This is a genomic window from Streptomyces sp. NBC_00654, from assembly GCF_026341775.1.
In the GTDB taxonomy this organism is placed as follows: Bacteria; Actinomycetota; Actinomycetes; order Streptomycetales; family Streptomycetaceae; genus Streptomyces.
This window is the reverse complement of the sequence record NZ_JAPEOB010000001.1, coordinates 1,669,735-1,688,260: the sequence shown is the minus strand read 5'-3', so window position 1 is coordinate 1,688,260 and position 18,526 is coordinate 1,669,735. Positions and strand designations below refer to the sequence as shown.

Genomic DNA, 18,526 nt, shown 5'->3' with positions numbered 1-18,526 from the left:
CTACTTGACCGCGACCTGGGAGATGTCGAGGACGCCGGTCCAGTCGCTGATGACGACGTTCTTGATGTCCTGCCCGACGAGCCGCTTGTAGACCGGGTGGAAGAGCGGCACGGTCAGCGCCTGCTCACCGATCTTCTTGTCGAGGGCGCCCCAGCGCTCGGCGGCGGCGCTCAGATCGGTGAGCTTGTTGATCTCGTCGATCTCCTTGTTGACCGCCGGGTCGTTCAGGAAGCCGGAGTTGAAGTTGGCGCCGTCCTCGACGATCTGCCGGCCGTCGAAGATCGGGGCGAGGAACGGGCCGCCGGAGGGCCAGTCGGCTCCCCAGTGGGCGAGGAAGAAGCCGGGCTCCTTGGTGGCGCTCTGGGTGGTGTCGGAGTAGTCGTTGCTCTCCAGCCCCTGGAGCTCGACCGTGATGCCCGCCTTCTTCAGCGCGGCCTGGAGGGCGGTGGCGATCTCCGGGCTGGTCTCGAAGTCCTTGTCGTTGGAGTGGGTCAGGGTGACGGTCAGCCCCTTGGCGTAACCGGCCTCCTTCAGCAGCTCCCGGGCCTTCTCGGCGTTGCCCGTCCTCCCTGCCGGGAAGTGGTCGTAGGGCGTGTAGCCGAAGGACTTCTGGTTCGGCAGGTAGGTGGTGGCGGGCTCGGCGAGCGAGGAGCCGCCCGCCGCGTTGACCACGGAGGAGCGGTCGACGGCGTACGAGATCGCCTGGCGCACCTTCGGGTTGTCGAACGGCTTCACCTTCGGGTTGAAGGCGATGTAGTTGGTGTAGCCGAAGTGTCCGGTGCCGACGCGGTCGGCGAGCTTCTTGTCGCCGGTGACCTTGGCGAGTTCGGCCGGGCCGAGGTTGGTGTCGGTGGTGACGGCCGCGGCGTCGGCGCCCTGGGAGGCGGAGAGCCGCTGGTTGATGACGGCGGAGTCGAGCCCGGAGCGTACGTCGATCCGGTCGGGGTAGGCCTTGCGCTCCTCGTCGGTGCCGGCCGACCAGTGCGGGTTGCGCTCCAGGATGAGCCGCTCGCCGTCGTTCTCGTTGCTGACGACCTTGTACGGCCCCGAGGAGACGGGGTGCTCCTCGTACTTGGTGCCCTTGTCCCCGGCCTCGGGCACCGGGGTCGTCTGGGTCTGCGTGGCGAGGTAGGGGAATTCGCCCTCGGGCTTGTTGAGGTGGAAGACGATGGTCTTCGCGTCGGGCACCTCGATGGAGTCGAGGCCCTTCTTGTCCTTGTACGGGCCCTGGTAGTCGGCCCCGCCGATGAGCCAGTCCCGCAGGTACGGGGCGCCTCCGGAGAGTTCGGCGGCGAAGGAGCGTTCGATGCCGTACTTGATGTCCGCGGAGGTGATCGCGGTGCCGTCCTCGTACTTGAGGCCGTCCTTGAGGGTGTACGTCCAGACGGTGGCGTCCTTGCTGGGCGTGCCCAGGTCGGTGGCCAGGTCGGGGACGACCTTCGCACCCTCCGCGCCGTCCTCGCGGTTGCGGGTGGTGAGCGTGCGGAAGACGAGCGAGGGGACGTTGCCGCCGCCGGAGGTGTAGAGCCGCGCGGGGTCGAAGTCCTGCTGCGGGTTGCTGTTGAGGACGGTGAGGGTGCCGCCCTTCTGCGGCTTGCCCTCGGCGCCGGAGCTGCCGTCGCCGCCCTTGCTGTCCTCGGGCCCGCAGGCCGCGGCACCCGCAGCCAGTACGAGACCCACGGCTGCCGCTGCCACGCGGCGCGATATGACGGACGGTTGACGCATCGGAAGATGACCTCTCGGGTGTCCTGCAAACAGGATGAGTGTGAAGAAAGCAGAAAAATGACCCGTGCAGGCGGCAGCGAGAGGGGATACCGGGGCACCGGAGTGCCGGAGAATGCCGAAAAGCCGCGCCTACGGGCGGAAGGTGCCGGGCGCGGCGGTCAGGGGCGATCCATGGAGCCCGCGGGCGGGCTCGGCGGAGCCCGGAACGGGCTCACGGAGGAAGGGGTCGACGCGCGCTCGGGCGGGCGTCAGCGACAGAGAACGTCGGCTACGCAATGCCCGGCCACGCCGATGAGCGCCAGCTCGATGGCGGCGCGCTCGGAGGTGACCAGGTTGCGTGACATGCCGAGAAATATGAACGACCGGCCCCGGCGATGTCAACGCGGAATGAGACGCCTATCTCAGAATGTGGACCTTGCGGATCAACTGCCGGGGTACACCCACGGGTTGGCCCTGCATTTGATCCCGTCCACTTTCAGGGACTTCGTCTGCTGCTGCATCACGGGAGCCAGCGAGCCCGGTGTGTCACAGCTCTCGTGGTCATGGCCGAGACGATGACCGACCTCGTGATTGATCAGCATCTGACGGTAGGCCAGCAATGCGTCCGGGCCGTAGGTGGACGAGCCCTGCGCCCACCGATAGGCGTTGATCATGACCCGGGGAGTCGCGGCGGAGTCGCAGGAGACATTGTCGACGGTGATATCCAGCTCGGATTTCGCGCACCAGTCGGCGGTGGTCCCGGGGCTGGCCAGAGTTATCACGAAGTCCGGTTCACCGGAGGAAATCCGCTCGAATGTCATCGCACCGCCGTGCGCCCAACTCCGGTCGTCATTCAGCGTTTTCTGAACGACCTCGGCAAAGAATCCGCCGTCGAGCGCGAGTCCCTTTTCCACATCGATGCGATAGCGGTACTTATGCCCCTTGCCCGGCGCCTTCGCCAGCCCCGGAACGGCGTCGAATTTCCCGGTCGCCTTCAGTTTCGGATCGAGCGGATAGGGCTTGGCCAGTTTTTCCGCGTACGAAAGGGGCTTCACCGCCGCCTCTTCCGCCTTGGGGGCGGGCCTGGCGTCGGAGCGCGAGGTGTCCCCGGCGTCGTCCCGGTCCACGCCTGCCGTGCGCGGGGTGCCCGACCGCTCCTCGGCGTCCTGGGCCACCTGTCCGGCCACCACGACCGCGAGCACGGTGGTCACCGCCGCGGCGGCGATACCGGTGACGGTCCGGCCCATGCCGCCCCGGCCGGACCGGGAGCCACCGCGGTCACCGGCGCCCCGGGGGGCGGACGGACGCCCGGTGCCGGACGGACCCCGGGGGCCGTCCTGCCCGTCGGTGTCCGGGAGGCGCGGGCCGGCGGGAGGGGCGACCGCCCCCGGCATCCCGGGGGGCGGGGCGGCGGAGGGTTCCACGGTGTCGAAGGCGTCGACGAACTCCCTGCGCGGGCCCGGTATCAGCGGGGTGCCGCCGGGTGCGGGCCGCGCCGCCGTGCGCCCGTCGGCCGCGCGCTGCGCCGCCCGCTGGGCCGAGACCTGGCGCGCCACGGCCTCCTGACGGGCCGTGGACCCGGGAGGTCCGGCGTACCCGCGGGGCGGTCCGCCCTGGCCCGGAACGGCCGGCCGGCCCGGCATCTGCCGGTCCTCGGACCACGGGTGCTGCGGTCCGGTTCCCCAGCCGCCGCCCTGTTCGCGGTGTTCGGGGTGGCCGCCGCGGACCTGCGGGGCCTCGTGGAACGGGGTGTGCCCCTCTCCCCCGGGCGGCCCGGGGGCCGTCCGCCTGCGCCGCCCGCTGCCCGGTGCGGAGCGGGGTGTCGCGCGCTCGCCGCCCGGGTCCGGTGCGGCCGGGGCCTCCGGACGGGTGGCCTCGGGGCCCTTTCGGCTGTGTCGTCCCACGCCCCGGATCAGCTCCCGCCACATTCGTCGAGCAGTTCCCGGAACGCCTGGGCGACCGCCTCCGGGTACTCCATCATCGCCACGTGCCCGGCGTCGGGCAGTGCCAGCAGCCGCGAATCGCGGAAGGCCGCGGACGCCCTGCGTGCCATCCGGTACGAGACGAGCCGGTCCCGTCCGCCGTACACCAGCTGGGTCGGTGCGAGCACCCGCTCGGCCTGGCGCCACAGCCCGTGCTGCCCGCCCAACGTATAGGCATCGACGATGCCCCGTGCGGAGCGCGACATGGCGTCCCAGAAGTACGGCAGTTCCAGCCGTCGCTCCATTTCGGCCACCGCGTGACGGAAGCCCTCCTCGGAGATCCGCGCCGGATCGCCGTAACAGAGTGCCATGACCCCGCGCGTGCGCTGCTCCGCCGTCCAGTCCCTGGTGAGCCGGGAGAACAGACTGGCCACTCCGGGGCTCGCCAGCAGCCCGGTCGGCACGGCGGGCCGCTGCACCCGGATCTCGGGCAGCGCGGGCGAGACGAGGGTCAGGGTGCGCACCAGGTCGGGGCGGACGGCGGCGACCCGGGTGGCGACCGCGCCGCCCAGGGAGTTGCCGAAGAGATGGACGGGGCCGCGCCCTCCCGCGTCGAGCAGCCGGATCACCGCACGGGCGTGTCCGGTCACCGAGTAGTTGCCGTCGTCCGGCGGCGGCGAGTCCCCGAAGCCGGGCAGGTCGACGGCCTCGCTGTCGACCACGTCGGCCAGCAGCGGCATCAGCGCCGACCAGTTCTGCGAGGAGCCGCCGAGCCCGTGCACATAGAGCGCCGGAGCCAGCCCGGCCCGCCGCGCCGGCCGGGCACGGACGGTCAGGCTGAGTCCCGGCAGCGAGACGGAGCGCAGTTTCTCGCCCTCCGCGACCCTGACGGCACTGACCGTGGGGGCCACCGCTGCGGCGGCGGCGCGGGTACCCGGCAGCTCGGTCGAAGACATGCGGGCAATGTTACGAGACGATCACGCGCTGATTCATGTGTTCGCGGTCACAGGACACATCGCGGCGCGGGAGGGTTGCTCCTACGCTTCAAGGGAAGGAAGGGAGCCACCATGACGGTCGACCCGAGCGACCCGGAGACCTTCGAGGACATTCAGCCGGACGCACCGGGCCCGGAGACCCCCGAAGCCGACGCCGCCGAACAGCGGACCGACCTCCAGCAGCGGACCGACGAACCGCTGACGGACATCGACCGGAACACCGTCGATGAGGCGGATGCCGCGGAACAGAGCCGGACAGTCGCACAGGACGAAGACGATTACCGCTAATTCGCCCCGCTTTGCTCCCTGACTCGATGATTCTGTGGCTACCGCAGTCGTCCGGTCCGTGAAATTCTGCGTCCGCGCCGCGCGCACCCGGGTTACCGAAAAGTACGATGGCTGTACGGCGCAGCGTGTACGGAAACGGCTGTGCTTGATCACAAATTTGGGAGGCGGCGTGACAGCCATCGAGCAGACAGAGGCAGCGCGCCCGCGGGGCACCCGGCTGCCCCGCCGCGCCCGACGCAATCAGCTGCTGGGGGCCGCGCAGGAGGTCTTTGTCGCGCAGGGCTACCACTCCGCGGCCATGGACGACATCGCCGAGCGTGCCGGGGTCAGCAAGCCGGTGCTCTATCAGCACTTCCCGGGCAAGCTGGAGCTCTATCTGGCCCTGCTCGACCAGCACTGCGAGTCGCTGCTCCAGGCCGTGCGCACGGCGCTGGCCTCCACGACGGACAACAAGCTCCGTGTCGAGGCGACGATGGACGCCTACTTCGCGTACGTGGAGGACGAGGGCGGCGCGTTCCGGCTGGTCTTCGAGTCCGACCTGACCAATGAGCCCGCGGTCCGCGAACGGGTCGACCGGGTCTCCCTCCAGTGCGCGGAGGCCATCTCCGACGTCATCGCCGGTGACACGGGACTGTCCAAGGACGAGTCCATGCTGCTCGCGGTCGGCCTGGGCGGTGTCTCTCAGGTGGTGGCCCGCTACTGGCTCTCCAGCGGGTCCAGCATCCCGCGCGACACGGCGGTCCAGCTCCTGACCTCGCTCGCCTGGCGCGGCATCGCGGGTTTCCCGCTGCACGGCATCGATCAGCACTGACCGACGGCGGCGGCCGCCGGCCGTGTTCGCTGCGGGCGTTGCCGGTCGGGCCATGACCTCCGGCGCCTGCGGGCTAGTGTGGCTGCGTACGGCGCGGCTCACCGCGCAGGGACTGACCGTCGGAGGGACATAGCCGTGGAGGTCAAGATCGGGGTGCAGCACACGCCCCGCGAGATCGTGCTGGAGAGCGGACTTTCCGCCGAGGACGTCGAGAGCGCGGTCGCCGAAGCTCTCAACGGCAAGGCGCAGCTGCTCAGCCTCACGGACGACAAGGGCCGCAAGGTCCTGGTGCCGGCCGACCGGATCGCGTACGTGGAGATCGGCGAGCCCAGCACCCGGCGTGTGGGGTTCGGCGCGCTGTAGCCGACACGACGCAGTGAACGGGGAAGCGGTCCGGCGGGAATCCCGCCGGACCGCTTCTTCATGTTCCCGGGCTGCTTCCCCGTGTTCCCGGGCTGCTTTCCCGGGCCGCTTCCCCGCACTCCCCCGGCCCCTGTCCCCCGCTCCCGGGACCGCTTCCCCGGGCCCCACGGAGCCGGGTGCGCTCGGCCGGGTTTCCGCAGCTCGCGGGAGGGTTGCGCCCGGTGACCCACGGGTAGTACCGCCTCGACCGACTTACCCGCCCCGCACACCCCCGCGAGGTGATCCTCTGTGATCTGGGAAACCTTCGGCTCCGTCGTGCTCGGACTCGCCCTTTCCTGGGCGGCGCTCCGCTCACTGCCCGGCCGTCTGCCGTCCGGCCGTCCCGTGTTCCTCACCGGCGCGTTGGGCGCCCTGTTCGGCGCCTATCTGACCCACACGGCGCTGGGCTCCGGCCATGTCCTGGCGACCCTGACCGGCGCGGTGCTCGTCGGGGCGGTGACCCTGTCCCTGCTGATCCGGCCGCGCGGCCGCCGCCTCGGCCGGGCGGCGGCGGCCCAGTAGCCCGGCCACCCGACGGTGCGGCGGGACCGCCGGGCCGGGGCGGGACCGCCGGGTCCGGCGGGTTACGCGGCCAGGCCCAGCGCGGCCATGCGCTTGGTGTGGGCCTCGGTGATCCTGGAGAACATCCGTCCGACCTCGGCCAGGTCGAAACCGTCCGCCACACCGCCCACGAGCATCGTCGACAGGGCGTCCCGGTCGGCGACCACCCGCTGGGCCTGGGAGAGCGCCTCGCCCATCAGCCGGCGGGCCCACAGCGCGAGCCGGCCGCCGACCCGCGGTTCGGCCTCGATCGCGGCGCGCACCTTCTCGACCGCGAAGTTCCCGTGCCCCGTGTCGTCGAGCACCGCGAGGACGAGCGAGCGGGTGTCGGTGTCGAGCCGGGCCGCGACCTCGCGGTAGAAGTCACTGGCGATCGAGTCACCCACGTACGCCTTGACCAGGCCCTCCAGCCAGTCCGACGGCGCGGTCTGCCGGTGGAAGTCGTCGAGTGCCTTGGCGAACGGCTCCATCGCGGCGGTCGGGTCCGTCTCGATGGCGGTGAGCCGGTCCGTCAGCTGCTCGAAATGATGGAATTCGGCGGAGGCCATCTTCGCCAGTTCCGCCTTGTCACCGAGAGTCGGTGCGAGTTTGGCGTCCTCGGCCAGCCGCTCGAAGGCCGCCAGCTCGCCGTAGGCGAGTGCGCCGAGCAGATCCACGACCGCGGCGCGGTACTGCGGCTCGGCGGACGCGGTGGCCCAGTCCTGGGCGGCGATTCCGGTGGGTGCGGGGGATTCGGGCGCTTCGTTGGCGGGTTCAGCGGCGTTGTCAGGCGTCTCCATGGAGCGCACAATAGCCCGCTCGGCGGAGTGCCGAGAGGCCCGGCCGACGACGGACATCACACCGTTCCGATGAATTCGCCCAACACACATGCGCGAATCCGGGGTACAGTGGTATTGCGTCTACTGAGCATTTTCCTGTGCCAGGGACGCGACCTTGAATGAGGATGCCCGGTCGGTGGCCCGATCGGCTCCGACCCGACAGCCCTCCACGCGAGGCGTACGACACGTACGACCGCAGATGAGGGGCCCCCTCAGCGGCACGAGCGCTCGAGCGACGGCAGTGGTCCCGCGCCACCCGGCCCATCCACGGCCGGATGACCAACCCCGGCACGGTACGACCCCCCGCGTTCGCCTCGGACCGCGTCTCACAGAAGAGGCAGCACCCTGACTACGTTCCGCGACCTCGGGATCCTTTCCGAGACGGCCGAAGCCCTTGAGGCAGTCGGCATCATGTCCCCGTTCCCCATCCAGGAGATGACGCTCCCCGTAGCGCTCTCCGGCACCGACGTCATCGGCCAGGCCAAGACCGGCACCGGCAAGACGCTCGGTTTCGGACTGCCGCTCCTGGAGCGCGTCACCGTCCCCGCCGACGTCGAGGCCGGGCGCGCCGCGCCCGAGAAGCTGACCGACGCCCCGCAGGCCCTGGTCGTCGTTCCCACCCGTGAGTTGTGCCAGCAGGTCACCAACGACCTGCTGACCGCCGGCAAGGTCCGCAACGTCCGCGTTCTCGCGATCTACGGCGGCCGTGCGTACGAGCCCCAGGTCGAGGCCCTCAAGAAGGGCGTCGACGTGATCGTCGGCACCCCGGGCCGGCTGCTCGACCTGGCGGGCCAGCGCAAGCTCGACCTGTCCCACATCCGCGCGCTCGTCCTCGACGAGGCCGACGAGATGCTGGACCTCGGCTTCCTGCCCGACGTCGAGCGCATCATCACGATGCTGCCGCCGAAGCGCCAGACCATGCTGTTCTCGGCGACCATGCCCGGCGCCGTCATCAGCCTCGCGCGCCGCTACATGTCGCAGCCCACCCACATCAACGCCACGTCGCCCGACGACGAGGGCTCGACCGTCAAGAACACGGCGCAGTTCGTCTACCGCGCCCACTCGATGGACAAGCCCGAGATGGTCTCGCGCATCCTGCAGGCCGAGGGCCGCGGGCTCGCGATGATCTTCTGCCGTACGAAGCGGACGGCCGCCGACATCGCCGAGCAGCTGGAGAAGCGCGGCTTCGCCTCCGGCGCGGTCCACGGCGACCTGGGCCAGGGCGCGCGCGAGCAGGCGCTGCGCGCGTTCCGCAACGGCAAGGTGGACGTTCTCGTCTGCACCGACGTCGCGGCCCGCGGTATCGATGTCGAGGGTGTGACCCACGTCATCAACTACCAGTCGCCGGAGGACGAGAAGACCTACCTCCACCGCATCGGCCGGACCGGCCGCGCGGGCGCCAAGGGCATCGCGATCACCCTGGTCGACTGGGACGACATCCCGCGCTGGCAGCTCATCAACAAGGCGCTGGACCTGAAGTTCCCCGACCCGCAGGAGACGTACTCCACGTCGCCGCACCTCTTCGAGGAACTCTGCATCCCCGCGGGCACCAAGGGCGTACTGCCCCGTGCCGAGCGCACCCGTGCGGGTCTGCGCGCGGAAGAGGTCGAGGACCTCGGCGAGACGGGCGGCCGGGGCCGCAAGTCCGCCGCGAGCGCACCGGCCCCCGCCCGCGAGGAGCGCGAGCCGCGTACGCGTACGCCGCGTCAGCGCCGTCGCACCCGCAGCGGGGCCGCGCTGGAGGAGGGCACCGCCACGGTGCCCGCACCGGCCGGCGAGGCCACCGTCGCCCCTGAGGCCGCCGAGGGCCCGGCGGAGCCGCGTACACCGCGTCGCCGCCGCCGTACCCGGGTGGGTGCCCCCGAGGCCGCCGCCGAGGCCGCTGTGGCCGTGGCGGAGGCCCCCGCGGCACCGGTCGCCGCTGTGGTGACCGAGGCGGAGCCCGTGGCGGAGAGCAAGCCGCGCCGCCGCCGCACCCGTACCGCCGCCGCGAAGCCGGTGGAGGACGCGGTCACGCAGGCACCCCCGGCCAGGACCCCCGCGGTCGGGGCACCGGCCGTCAAGGCGCCGGCCGAGTTCCAGACCGTGGCCGTCGCCGTCGGCTTCGCCGAGCCGGTGGCCGAGCCGGCCGCAAAGCCGCGCCGCCGCGCCCGGGTCGTGAAGCCGGCCGTCGACGAGGTCGACTTCCAGATCGCCCCGGCGTCCGAGCCCGAGCCGGAGACGAAGCCGCGCCGCCGGCCCCGCGCCGCCGCGAAGCCGAAGACCGAGCCGAAGGCCGAGTCGAAGACCGAGCCGAAGGCCGAGTCGAAGCCGAAGGCGGCCGCCACGGCGAAGAAGACCGCGGCGAAGAAGGCCACGCGGACGAAGGCCGCCGCGGAGACGGTGACCCAGGTTCCGGCCGACGAGGCCGAGGCCAAGCCGCGCCGCCGCCGGGCGACCCGCGCCGCCACCATCGGGACCGAGGCCGCCGTGGTCGCCGAGGCCGAGGCCGTGGTGGGCGGGGCCGCCGACGCGGAGGCCCCGGCCAAGCCGCGCCGCCGCCGGGCCACCCGCGCGACGGCCAAGGCCGAGGCTGCCACGACCGAGGGCTGACAGCCGCGCATCACTCCCGTACGGCCCCGTTCCCGCAGCTCGCGGGAACGGGGCCGTACGGCTGTCCGGCGCGATACGTACATCCGGGGATAGCCTCGTCGTATGAGCCGGCCGCCCACCTTCACCCCGCCCTCCTGTGCCCGTGCCCGTGTGCTGCGAACCGCACGCGGGGACTTCGCCGTGCTGGATGCCGCACCGCGTACCGGGACACCCCACTCCACCGCCCTGCTGCTGCCCGGATACACCGGCAGCAAGGAGGACTTCATCGCCCTGCTCGAACCGCTCTCCGACGCCGGGTACCGCGTGGTCACCGTCGACGGCCGCGGGCAGTACGAGACCGAGAGGACGGATCGTCAGGAGTCATACGCCCAGGAGGAGTTGGCCCGCGACGTACTCGCCCAGGCGGCCGCGCTCACCGAGGGGGGCGACGGCGCCCCCGGCCGGATCCACCTGCTCGGCCACTCGCTCGGCGGCCAGATCGCCCGAGCCGCCGTCCTGCTCGACGCCACCCCCTTCCGCTCCCTGACGCTCATGTCCTCGGGCCCCGCCGAGGTCGTCGCCGCCCAGCGGGACAAGGTGAAGATGCTCAGCGACGCGCTGTCGGTGCTGAGCATGGCCGAGGTGTGGGAGGCGATGCGGGCCCTCGACCCGCCGCAGGACGCGGACACCGGTGGCGGCGAGGCGCTGCGCCGCCGCTGGCTGCTGCACAGCCCGGCGCAGCTGATCGCCACCGGCGCCCAGCTGGCCGGCGAACCGGACCGGGTGGCGGAACTGGCCGCCCTCGCGCTGCCCGTCCATGTGATCTCCGGCGAGCGCGACGACGTCTGGCCGGTGGAGCGGTTCGACGCGATGGCGCGGCGGCTGGGGGCCCGCCGCACCACGGTCGAGGGCGCCGAGCACTCCCCCAACACGGCCCGGCCGCGGGAGACGGCCGCTGCCCTGGCCGCGTTCTGGGACAGCCTCTGACACCCCTTCAGGGCATCGGTGGCCGTCATCGCCCGCGCGGCCCGGCCGCGTCATGCCTCAGTACTGCGCCTGGAGGTGCTGCCAGAACCCGTCCCGCAGCGCGCGCCGCAGGTGCGCGTGGCCGCGCAGGGAGTGCTGGAGCAGCCGTTCCGCCTCGACCAGCAGGTCCTGGTCGACCGAGCCCGGCAGATAGGGATGTCCGGGCAGCAGGTCGGCGAGGGACTCACGGCCGCGGGCGGAGAGCCAGGTGGCGGCGATCTGCGCACCGACGAAGCGGACGTCCTCGCGCGAGGGGGCCGGGGCGTCGTCCTCGTACGTGGTGACGGGCCGCCGGGTGACATAGGGGCGGCAGAAGTCGAGGTCGAAGGTCCGCTGGCTGTCGACCTCCCAGAGCAGCGGCTCGGCCTGGTTGCGGCCTTCGGCGGCCTCGATGCCCCAGAGGTGGACGCGGGCGCCGTAGCCCTGGGCCGCCTCGACCGCCGACACCAGGTCCTCGTCGCCGCCGACGAGGGCCGCGTCGCTGATGGCGCGGTGCCTGGCCAGTGATTCGAGGTCGGTGCGGATGAGGGAGTCGACGCCCTTCTGCTGGTTGTTGGCGTTGAGGTTGCCGAGCCGCACCTTGACGTCGGGAAGTTCGGCGATGGACTGCTGCTCCACGGTGTGGATACGGCGCCGGGCCCCGTCGTACCAGTAGACGCGCAGCAGTCTGCTGTCCGCGAAGATCGTGCGGGCCTTGTCGATGAAGGCCTCGATCAGCCCCTCCGCGTCGAGGTCGAAGGAACGGCGGTCCTCGGTGCCGGTGACGAGCAGGCCGGCCGCCGCGTACACATAGCCCGCGTCCACGAAGATCGCGTGCGTCGAGGGGGTCTTCGACACCTCGGCGAGCACGCGCTGGAGCAGCTGATTGGTGCGGTCCAGGCGCTCCTCGATCTCGGCCCGGCCGAATGGTTCTGCGTCCGCCTCGTTCATACGGACCTCGTCGTCTGCGCATGCGCAGCTACTGGCGGGTACTTAGACATCCAAAAAATTTCCTTAGCGTAGGGAATGATTGCAGGGGGCAAGCCGTTGTACCCCCTGTGGAGCGCGAGACGCTGACGCCTTGCGCTCTTCATCCTTGCGGACGGGCCCGCCCCGTCCTCCCAGCAGTTCTCCAGCAGGAGGATCAGACGAAGGGAAGCCTTGTGCGCTTCGAGATCATGCGACTCGACGATGTCGACGGTACCGCCGTGGACAGCACCGTCGTGGACGCCGCCTCCGTCAACCGGATCGTGCAGCAGGCCGCAGCAGTGGGCCGGCGCATCTATATCCGCCCGGCCGACAGTTCGGCTTCGTAACGCCTTGTCACGCATTGCGCCGTAAAGACGAAGCGCCCCCGCACGGATGGTCCGTGCGGGGGCGCTGTGGTGTGCGGGGCCGTGATGCGCGGGGGCGCTGTGGTGCGCGCGCCCGGGATCAGGCGTTCTGGATGACCTGAGTGACGCCGTTGATGATCTGCTGCACGGCGATGGCCGAGAGCATCATTCCGGCGAGCCGGGTCACCAGCACCACACCGCCGTCCTTGATCACCCGGATGATCAGCAGCGAATAGCGCATGGTCAGCCAGAGCACCACGTGCATGGCGACGATCGCCGACCAGACCGAGACCTGACCGCCCACCCCGTCCGCGTGCTGCACCGCCAGGATGACGGAGACGATCGCGCCGGGCCCGGCCAGCAGCGGCATGCCCAGCGGTACGAGCGCGACGTTGACGTCCTTGGTCTGGGTCGGCTCGTCGGTCTTGCCGGTCAGCAGGTCCAGCGCGATGAGCAGCAGGAGCAGCCCGCCCGCGATCATCAGCGCGGGCACGGAGACATGCAGGTAGTCCAGGATCTGCTGGCCGAGCAGGCCGAAGACGGCGATCACCCCGAAGGCGACCATGACCGCCTGGAGCGCCATTTTGCGCTGCACCTTGGCCGGGCGGCCCGCGGTGAGAGCGAGGAAGATCGGAGTGATTCCGGGCGGATCCATAATCACAAAAAGCGTGAGAAAAAGGGATCCGAAGACAGCGACGTCGAACACAGTGAGCCTTGCGAGGAGAGAAACGGGCGGTACGGGGAGTGTGCGCGGCCGCGGGCCGGGGCAGCCTCAGCGGCGGCCGGGGGCTGCCGCATGACGGCGGCCGGGCGCGCGGGAGCGTGTGCGGTGGTGCGGTGCGTGCGGTACGGGATCGCGCGCGAGCGCGCGAACGGGGGTGCTACGAGTGGCCGGTTCCGCCGGCGCCCGGCACCGGGAAGGCTCCCGTGGCGCGCCGGGTGATCTCGCCGTAGATCTCGGGGTCGGTCGTGTACTCGCCGAGCCGGACGGTCTTGCGGGTGCCGTGGTAGTCGCTGGACCCGGTCGTCAGCAGTCCCAGTTCACGGGCGAGCCCGCGCAGCCGGGCCCTGGTGGGCTCGTCGTGGTCCATGTGGTCGACCTCTATGCCGTCGAGCCCCGCGGCGGCGAGCCGGGCGATGGCGGACTCGGGCACCACGGCGCCGCGCTTCACGGCGGCCGGGTGGGCGAAGACGGTGACGCCGCCCGCCACCCGGACCAGCCGGATCGCGTCGAACGGGTCGAGTTCGTGTTTCTCGGCGTACGCCCGTCCGCCGTCCGCGAGCCAGTCGGGCGTGAAGGCGTCGGAGACGGTCCCGACGACGCCGAGTTCGACGAGCGCGGTGGCCACGTGCGGCCGGCCGACGGAGCCGTCCCCGGCGATGCGGGCGACCTGCTCCCAGGTCACCGGGACACCGAGCGCCTGGAGTTTGCGGACCATCTCCTGGGCGCGCGGCACCCGGTCGTCCCGTACCAGCTCGCGTTCGCGGGCCAGTTCGGGCTCCTCGGGATCGAAGAGGTACGCCAGCATGTGCAGGCCCACGCCGTCGAGCTTGCAGGAGAGCTCCGCGCCGGTGACGAGGGTGAGCCCCTCGGGTAGCGCGCCGATGGCCTCACGGTGTCCGGCGACGGTGTCGTGGTCGGTGAGCGCGATGACGTCGAGCCCCGTGGCCGCGGCGGCCGCCACCAGTTCGGCGGGAGTGTCCGTGCCGTCCGACGCGGCGGAGTGGGTGTGCAGATCGATGCGCACGACGCGTACTCCAGAACTCGCGGGGACGGGCGGGGAAAGTGACAGGTGGGGCCGGACGGGTCGCTCAAGGATAACCGCCCCGAACCCCCTATATCCCGGCGGTCCCCTGCCGGGGCGGACCGTCGGGGGCGTTGAGCAGCCGGGGAGTGAGCGCCCCGCACGGGACGAGGTCCGACTCCCCTCCGGCGTCACGCAGATCGGTCAGCACCAGCTCGTCGTGGAGCAGCAGCCCCGCCTGCTCGGGCCAGACAATCGCCCAGAGCCACAGCCCGCGCGCCTCACCGGCGAAGACCGCCCGGTCCTCCGGGGTGCCCCTGACGTGCCAGAGGGGGGTGGGGCGTCCGGCGGCCAGGACCTTGGCGTCGGGTTTTCCGTCGACGCACAGTCGCGGCCCGGGGTCGGGTCCCTCGATCCCCGCATAGCGCGCACCGAGCCCGACGCCCAGTTCCTCGGCGACGAGCAGCAGCTCCCCCATGCCGCCGAGCGGCCCCGGGCCGGAGCAGGCGACCACGGTCGCGCGGCCTCCGCTGCGGTCGTCCCCCGCGGACGTCACACCCGTGAACAGCCACCCCACCGGGAGCGGCCAGGGCATCCAGACCGGCACCTGCGCGCGGTTCACGACCACCCCGAGCGCCTCGACGCTGGGCGGGATCACCGGCTGCAGCGGATGGATCTGACCATGCGCGGGGCACTGCCAGGAGTCGGCGAAGAGACCGGGCGCCCTGACCCGGCCACCGCACTTCGGGCAACTGGGTTCGCCCCTCATAACTGCCAACGGTCCTCCGCGGCGGTCGCCGCGTCAAGGACGATCACCCGTCCGCAGCGTGGCTCTCGCCCACAGAAATAGATGTAGCTTGCACTTATTAGGCGGACTAACTTATTCTGTGCATCACACAACGACCTAGTGGAGAGCGAGAGAACCCATGCAGGGAGAGGATCCGTTCGACGAGGAAGCGTCAAGCATCCTGCGCCAGCCCAAGGCCGTATGGGCGACCGCGGGCGCGTCCGTCGTCGCGTTCATGGGAATCGGCCTGGTGGACCCGATTCTGCCGTCCATCGCCGAGGGACTCGAAGCGACGCCCAGTCAGGTGTCGCTGCTGTTCACCTCGTACTTCCTGATCACCGCGGTCGCGATGCTCGTCACCGGCTTCGTCTCCAGCCGGATCGGCGGCCGCAGGACGCTGCTGACCGGTCTCGCCCTGGTCGTCGTCTTCGCCACGCTCTCCGGGACCTCGTCCTCCGTCGCCGAGCTGGTCGGCTTCCGGGCGGGCTGGGGCCTGGGCAACGCGCTCTTCGTCTCCACCGCGCTCGCGGTGATCGTCGGCGCGGCGGCCGGCGGCAGCGCCGCCGCGATCCTGCTGTACGAGTCGGCGCTCGGCCTCGGCATGGCGTGCGGGCCGCTGCTCGGCGCGCTGCTCGGGGACGCCAGCTGGCGCTACCCCTTCTTCGGCACCGCGGCCCTGATGGCGATCGGCTTCCTGTGCATCGCCGCGTTCCTCCGCGAACAGCCCGGGCCCGCGCGGAAGACCTCCCTGCTGGACCCTCTCAAGGCGCTCGGCCACGGCGGCCTCGCCTCGGTCGCGGCCTCGGCGTTCTTCTACAACTACGCGTTCTTCACGATCCTGGCCTTCACCCCGTTCGTGCTGAACATGACCCCGTACAAGTCGGGGGCGGTGTTCTTCGCCTGGGGTCTGCTGCTCGCGGTCTTCTCGGTGCTCGTCGCCCCGCGGCTGCAGAAGCGCTTCGGCTCGCTGAAGGTGGTCGGCGCCTCGCTGGTACTGCTCGCCGCCGACCTGCTGGTCCTCGGATACGGCAGCCACACCACGGCCATCGTCTGCACGATCGTCTCCGGTGCCTTCATCGGCATGAACAACACCGTCTACACCGAGCTGGCCCTCGGAGTCTCCGACGCGCCGCGTCCGGTGGCGAGCGCCGGGTACAACTTCGTCCGCTGGTTCGCCGCGGCCGCGGCCCCCTTCCTCGCCCCGAGGATCGAGGAGTGGAGCGACATCCACATCCCGTTCGTCGTCGCCGCGCTCGCCGCGCTGGCCGGAGCGGCCGTCGTACTGTTCCGGCGCGCGGCGCTGACCCACGAGGCCGAGGAGCCGGCGACGAAGCACGCCACCGAGAACGGCGTCACGGTCTTCGCCGACTGACCGGCGTACGCGGGTCCGGCCCCCGGGGGCCGGCGGGTCCCGCCCCGGGGGCCGCGCCGTTCAGTCCAGCGCCACGGACGTACGCAGCGGATCACGCAGGTCCGTCCCGTGCGACAGCCAGCGCTCCTGGAGCTCCTGCGCCCCCCGGACCCGCTTCCAGGCGGCCTCGTTGTGCGTCATCGGCAGCAACGGCAGGAAGCGCACCGGCTCGTACGGCTCGTCCAGCTCCAGATCCTCGACCAGTCCGCCCGGCTCGGCGACCAGCACCGAGCTGAACGGCGCCGCCGTCCACAGCGGCTGCCCGAGGTCCAGCGAGGCACCCGGGGCCACGATCAGGCCCTCCACCTGCGGGGAGGCGGCCAGCACGGCGAGCGGACGCAGCACCTGGTCGGTGTCGGCGAGCCCCGCCCGTACCGACAGGACGAGTTCGGCCCGGGGCCCCTTCACCGGATCGGCGAGCGGCGAGGTGGGATCGGCCATCGGCTGGGCGGACATGCCGAGCGTGGCGTAGCGCACCACGTCACCGTCGATGAAGCGGAGCACCTCGATGCGTTCGGTACCGAGGAACGTCACACCGGCGCGTGCGTCGGGCTCGCCCAGGGCCGTCCGCAGCCGCGCCTCGACCAGCGCAAGAATTTCTCCCATGCGGCGAGCATAGAGCGCGTATCGAATGGGCAAAGTAAGGGATTGGGCCCTGGGCGGCTGATAGCCTGGCCGCCGGTCGGGACAGCGCGCAGAAGCGTCGCTCTCTCAGTCCCGACGACACGTCGTCCCTCACGGGGGACCGGCCGGAGGAGGTGGGGACTGCCATGGATCCAAGTCGACCGTGCAGTACCGACCGCTCTTCCGCACGACGCCTTCCCTCGGTGATCTGACCCCTTCCCGGTCACGGCCCCACGGCAGTTCGCACCACGGAAGAGCCTTTCGTTTTTGCCTGTCTGTAGCGAATGCCGTCATCGCGCCCGCGCGGTGCCGCCCGCTTTGCGGACGTGAGCACACGTCCCCATTCCGGGCTGTTCCACGCCCCGCCGACGGCCCTCCGTGAAGGAGTCAGCCCATGTCGATGATCCGCGACCTGCGCGCCGCCGTGCGCCCGTCCCTGCGCCCGTCCCTCCGTAAGAACAGCGCTCCGTACAGCGGTGGTTACGACACCACCCGCGACCCCTCCGCCTCCAGCGCGGTCGTCGACTGCGCGGTCTACCGCGACGGACGGCGCATCGAGGCGTCCGCCTGCCCGACCCCGCACGAGGCGATGCTCCGGGTGCGGGAGAGCGGCGGCTTCGCGTGGATCGGCCTGCACGAGCCGACGGAGGAGGAATTCGCCGTCATCGCGCGGGAGTTCGGCCTCCACCCGCTCGCCGTGGAGGACGCCGTCCACGCCCACCAGCGCCCCAAGCTGGAGCGATACGACGACACCCTGTTCACCGTCTTCAAGACCATCCACTACGTCGAGCACGCCGAGCTGACCGCGACCAGCGAGGTCGTCGAGACCGGCGAGGTGATGTGCTTCACCGGCCGGGACTTCGTCATCACCGTCCGGCACGGCGGGCACGGCTCGCTGCGCGCCCTGCGCCGCCGCCTCCAGGACGACCCGGAGCTGCTCGCCAAGGGCCCCTCCGCCGTACTGCACTCGATCGCCGACCATGTCGTCGACGGCTACATCGCCGTGGCCGAAGCCGTGCAGGACGACATAGACGAGGTGGAGATCGATGTCTTCTCCACCCCCGCGAAGGGCAGCCGGCGCGGCTCCGACGCGGGCCGGATCTACCAGCTCAAGCGCGAGGTGATGGAGTTCAGGCGGGCCGTCTCGCCGCTGCTGCGCCCGATGCAGCTGCTGAGCGAGCGGCCGATGCGGCTGATCGACCCCGACATCCAGAAGTACTTCCGTGATGTGGCCGACCACCTCGCCCGGGTCCATGAGGAGGTCATCGGCTTCGACGAGCTGCTGAACTCGATCCTCCAGGCCAATCTGGCGCAGGCGACCGTCACCCAGAACGAGGACATGCGCAAGATCACGTCCTGGGCGGCCATCATCGCGGTACCGACGATGATCTGCGGCGTCTACGGCATGAACTTCGATCACATGCCCGAGCTGCAGTGGAAGTACGGCTACGCCATGGTGATGGGTGTCATCGGGGTGGTCTGCTTCTCCATCCACCGCATCCTCAAGCGCAACGGCTGGCTCTGAGCACACCGGCCCGGTCCCATAGA

19 protein-coding genes are annotated in these 18,526 nt (G+C 71.1%); 9 read left to right on the top strand and 10 right to left on the bottom strand.

Going from position 1 to position 18,526, the window contains the following annotated elements; translation table 11 throughout:
* The 4 genes from OHA98_RS07405 to OHA98_RS07395 form a co-directional block, all read right to left on the bottom strand.
* Positions 1-1,725: an ABC transporter substrate-binding protein gene (locus OHA98_RS07405; protein WP_266923573.1), complete on the bottom strand. Its 1,725-nt coding sequence runs from the start codon at positions 1,723-1,725 to the stop codon at positions 1-3.
* Between the two features lie 248 nt (positions 1,726-1,973).
* Positions 1,974-2,069 carry an Ms4533A family Cys-rich leader peptide gene (locus tag OHA98_RS42630; RefSeq protein WP_323179525.1) on the bottom strand — a complete coding sequence of 32 codons (96 nt, stop codon included), beginning with the start codon at positions 2,067-2,069 and terminating at the stop codon, positions 1,974-1,976.
* A gap of 78 nt (positions 2,070-2,147) precedes the next feature.
* Positions 2,148-3,632 (bottom strand): DUF3152 domain-containing protein, encoded by a 1,485-nt coding sequence (locus OHA98_RS07400; protein WP_266923572.1) that lies wholly within the window; start codon positions 3,630-3,632, stop codon positions 2,148-2,150.
* Positions 3,617-4,582, bottom strand: a complete 966-nt coding sequence (locus OHA98_RS07395; protein WP_266923570.1) for an alpha/beta fold hydrolase — start codon at positions 4,580-4,582, stop codon at positions 3,617-3,619. Before OHA98_RS07395 ends, OHA98_RS07400 begins: the two co-directional genes overlap by 16 nt.
* A 111-nt stretch (positions 4,583-4,693) precedes the next feature.
* Here OHA98_RS07395 and OHA98_RS07390 point away from each other — a divergent pair, with 111 nt between their 5' ends.
* From OHA98_RS07390 to OHA98_RS07375, 4 genes are all read left to right on the top strand, one after another.
* Positions 4,694-4,909, top strand: a complete 216-nt coding sequence (locus OHA98_RS07390) for a hypothetical protein (protein ID WP_266923568.1) — start codon at positions 4,694-4,696, stop codon at positions 4,907-4,909.
* A 169-nt stretch (positions 4,910-5,078) separates the two neighbouring features.
* A complete protein-coding gene (locus tag OHA98_RS07385; protein WP_266923567.1) occupies positions 5,079-5,720 on the top strand; it encodes a TetR/AcrR family transcriptional regulator in 642 nt (213 codons plus the stop codon).
* Between the two features lie 135 nt (positions 5,721-5,855).
* Positions 5,856-6,083: a DUF3107 domain-containing protein gene (locus OHA98_RS07380; protein ID WP_073717986.1), complete on the top strand. Its 228-nt coding sequence runs from the start codon at positions 5,856-5,858 to the stop codon at positions 6,081-6,083.
* A gap of 288 nt (positions 6,084-6,371) precedes the next feature.
* A complete protein-coding gene (locus tag OHA98_RS07375) occupies positions 6,372-6,644 on the top strand; it encodes a hypothetical protein (protein WP_266923565.1) in 273 nt (90 codons plus the stop codon).
* 62 nt (positions 6,645-6,706) lie between these two features.
* On the opposite strand, the gene OHA98_RS07370 is transcribed toward OHA98_RS07375, so the two are convergent.
* Positions 6,707-7,462, bottom strand: a complete 756-nt coding sequence (locus OHA98_RS07370; RefSeq protein WP_266923563.1) for a ferritin-like fold-containing protein — start codon at positions 7,460-7,462, stop codon at positions 6,707-6,709.
* 450 nt (positions 7,463-7,912) lie between these two features.
* Between OHA98_RS07370 and OHA98_RS07365 the strand changes: the two genes are divergently transcribed.
* Together OHA98_RS07365 and OHA98_RS07360 are read left to right on the top strand one after the other, a co-directional pair.
* The gene (locus OHA98_RS07365; RefSeq protein ID WP_266923561.1) at positions 7,913-10,093 is read left to right on the top strand and encodes a DEAD/DEAH box helicase; all 2,181 of its coding nucleotides are present in this window, start codon (positions 7,913-7,915) and stop codon (positions 10,091-10,093) included.
* 102 nt (positions 10,094-10,195) lie between these two features.
* Positions 10,196-11,059 (top strand): alpha/beta fold hydrolase, encoded by an 864-nt coding sequence (locus tag OHA98_RS07360; protein WP_266923559.1) that lies wholly within the window; start codon positions 10,196-10,198, stop codon positions 11,057-11,059.
* A gap of 57 nt (positions 11,060-11,116) precedes the next feature.
* Here the strand turns inward: OHA98_RS07360 and OHA98_RS07355 are convergent, their stop codons facing one another.
* Entirely contained in the window at positions 11,117-12,028 is a 912-nt protein-coding gene (locus tag OHA98_RS07355; RefSeq protein ID WP_266923557.1) for an NYN domain-containing protein, read from the bottom strand.
* A 212-nt stretch (positions 12,029-12,240) separates the two neighbouring features.
* Between OHA98_RS07355 and OHA98_RS07350 the strand changes: the two genes are divergently transcribed.
* Complete coding sequence (locus tag OHA98_RS07350) at positions 12,241-12,393, top strand: hypothetical protein (RefSeq protein WP_266923555.1); 153 nt, start codon at positions 12,241-12,243, stop codon at positions 12,391-12,393.
* 118 nt (positions 12,394-12,511) lie between these two features.
* Here the strand turns inward: OHA98_RS07350 and OHA98_RS07345 are convergent, their stop codons facing one another.
* The 3 genes from OHA98_RS07345 to OHA98_RS07335 form a co-directional block, all read right to left on the bottom strand.
* On the bottom strand, positions 12,512-13,117 hold the full coding sequence (locus OHA98_RS07345) for a MarC family protein (protein WP_266923553.1): 606 nt from the start codon (positions 13,115-13,117) through the stop codon (positions 12,512-12,514).
* A gap of 175 nt (positions 13,118-13,292) precedes the next feature.
* Entirely contained in the window at positions 13,293-14,159 is an 867-nt protein-coding gene (locus OHA98_RS07340) for a PHP domain-containing protein (RefSeq protein ID WP_266923552.1), read from the bottom strand.
* A gap of 88 nt (positions 14,160-14,247) precedes the next feature.
* Positions 14,248-14,925 carry a DUF6758 family protein gene (locus tag OHA98_RS07335; protein WP_266923550.1) on the bottom strand — a complete coding sequence of 226 codons (678 nt, stop codon included), beginning with the start codon at positions 14,923-14,925 and terminating at the stop codon, positions 14,248-14,250.
* A gap of 157 nt (positions 14,926-15,082) precedes the next feature.
* On the opposite strand from OHA98_RS07335, the gene OHA98_RS07330 reads away from it, so the two are divergent.
* The gene (locus tag OHA98_RS07330) at positions 15,083-16,315 is read left to right on the top strand and encodes an MFS transporter (protein WP_266923548.1); all 1,233 of its coding nucleotides are present in this window, start codon (positions 15,083-15,085) and stop codon (positions 16,313-16,315) included.
* A 60-nt stretch (positions 16,316-16,375) separates the two neighbouring features.
* Here OHA98_RS07330 and OHA98_RS07325 read toward each other — a convergent pair whose 3' ends face one another.
* Positions 16,376-16,960: a suppressor of fused domain protein gene (locus OHA98_RS07325; RefSeq protein WP_266923521.1), complete on the bottom strand. Its 585-nt coding sequence runs from the start codon at positions 16,958-16,960 to the stop codon at positions 16,376-16,378.
* Positions 16,961-17,372: 412 nt separating this feature from the next.
* Here OHA98_RS07325 and OHA98_RS07320 point away from each other — a divergent pair, with 412 nt between their 5' ends.
* Positions 17,373-18,503 carry a magnesium and cobalt transport protein CorA gene (locus tag OHA98_RS07320; RefSeq protein ID WP_266923519.1) on the top strand — a complete coding sequence of 377 codons (1,131 nt, stop codon included), beginning with the start codon at positions 17,373-17,375 and terminating at the stop codon, positions 18,501-18,503.
* The last annotated feature ends 23 nt before the right edge of the window (positions 18,504-18,526 follow it).

Coding starts and splice junctions, on each gene's coding strand:
- OHA98_RS07405 (WP_266923573.1), bottom strand. CDS start 1,725: ATGCGTCAACCGTCCGTCATATCGCGCCGCGTGGCAGCGGCAGCCGTG.
- OHA98_RS42630 (WP_323179525.1), bottom strand. CDS start 2,069: ATGTCACGCAACCTGGTCACCTCCGAGCGCGCCGCCATCGAGCTGGCG.
- OHA98_RS07400 (WP_266923572.1), bottom strand. CDS start 3,632: ATGTGGCGGGAGCTGATCCGGGGCGTGGGACGACACAGCCGAAAGGGC.
- OHA98_RS07395 (WP_266923570.1), bottom strand. CDS start 4,582: ATGTCTTCGACCGAGCTGCCGGGTACCCGCGCCGCCGCCGCAGCGGTG.
- OHA98_RS07390 (WP_266923568.1), top strand. CDS start 4,694: ATGACGGTCGACCCGAGCGACCCGGAGACCTTCGAGGACATTCAGCCG.
- OHA98_RS07370 (WP_266923563.1), bottom strand. CDS start 7,462: ATGGAGACGCCTGACAACGCCGCTGAACCCGCCAACGAAGCGCCCGAA.
- OHA98_RS07365 (WP_266923561.1), top strand. CDS start 7,913: ATGTCCCCGTTCCCCATCCAGGAGATGACGCTCCCCGTAGCGCTCTCC.
- OHA98_RS07360 (WP_266923559.1), top strand. CDS start 10,196: ATGAGCCGGCCGCCCACCTTCACCCCGCCCTCCTGTGCCCGTGCCCGT.
- OHA98_RS07355 (WP_266923557.1), bottom strand. CDS start 12,028: ATGAACGAGGCGGACGCAGAACCATTCGGCCGGGCCGAGATCGAGGAG.
- OHA98_RS07335 (WP_266923550.1), bottom strand. CDS start 14,925: ATGAGGGGCGAACCCAGTTGCCCGAAGTGCGGTGGCCGGGTCAGGGCG.
- OHA98_RS07330 (WP_266923548.1), top strand. CDS start 15,083: ATGCAGGGAGAGGATCCGTTCGACGAGGAAGCGTCAAGCATCCTGCGC.
- OHA98_RS07325 (WP_266923521.1), bottom strand. CDS start 16,960: ATGGGAGAAATTCTTGCGCTGGTCGAGGCGCGGCTGCGGACGGCCCTG.
- OHA98_RS07320 (WP_266923519.1), top strand. CDS start 17,373: ATGTCGATGATCCGCGACCTGCGCGCCGCCGTGCGCCCGTCCCTGCGC.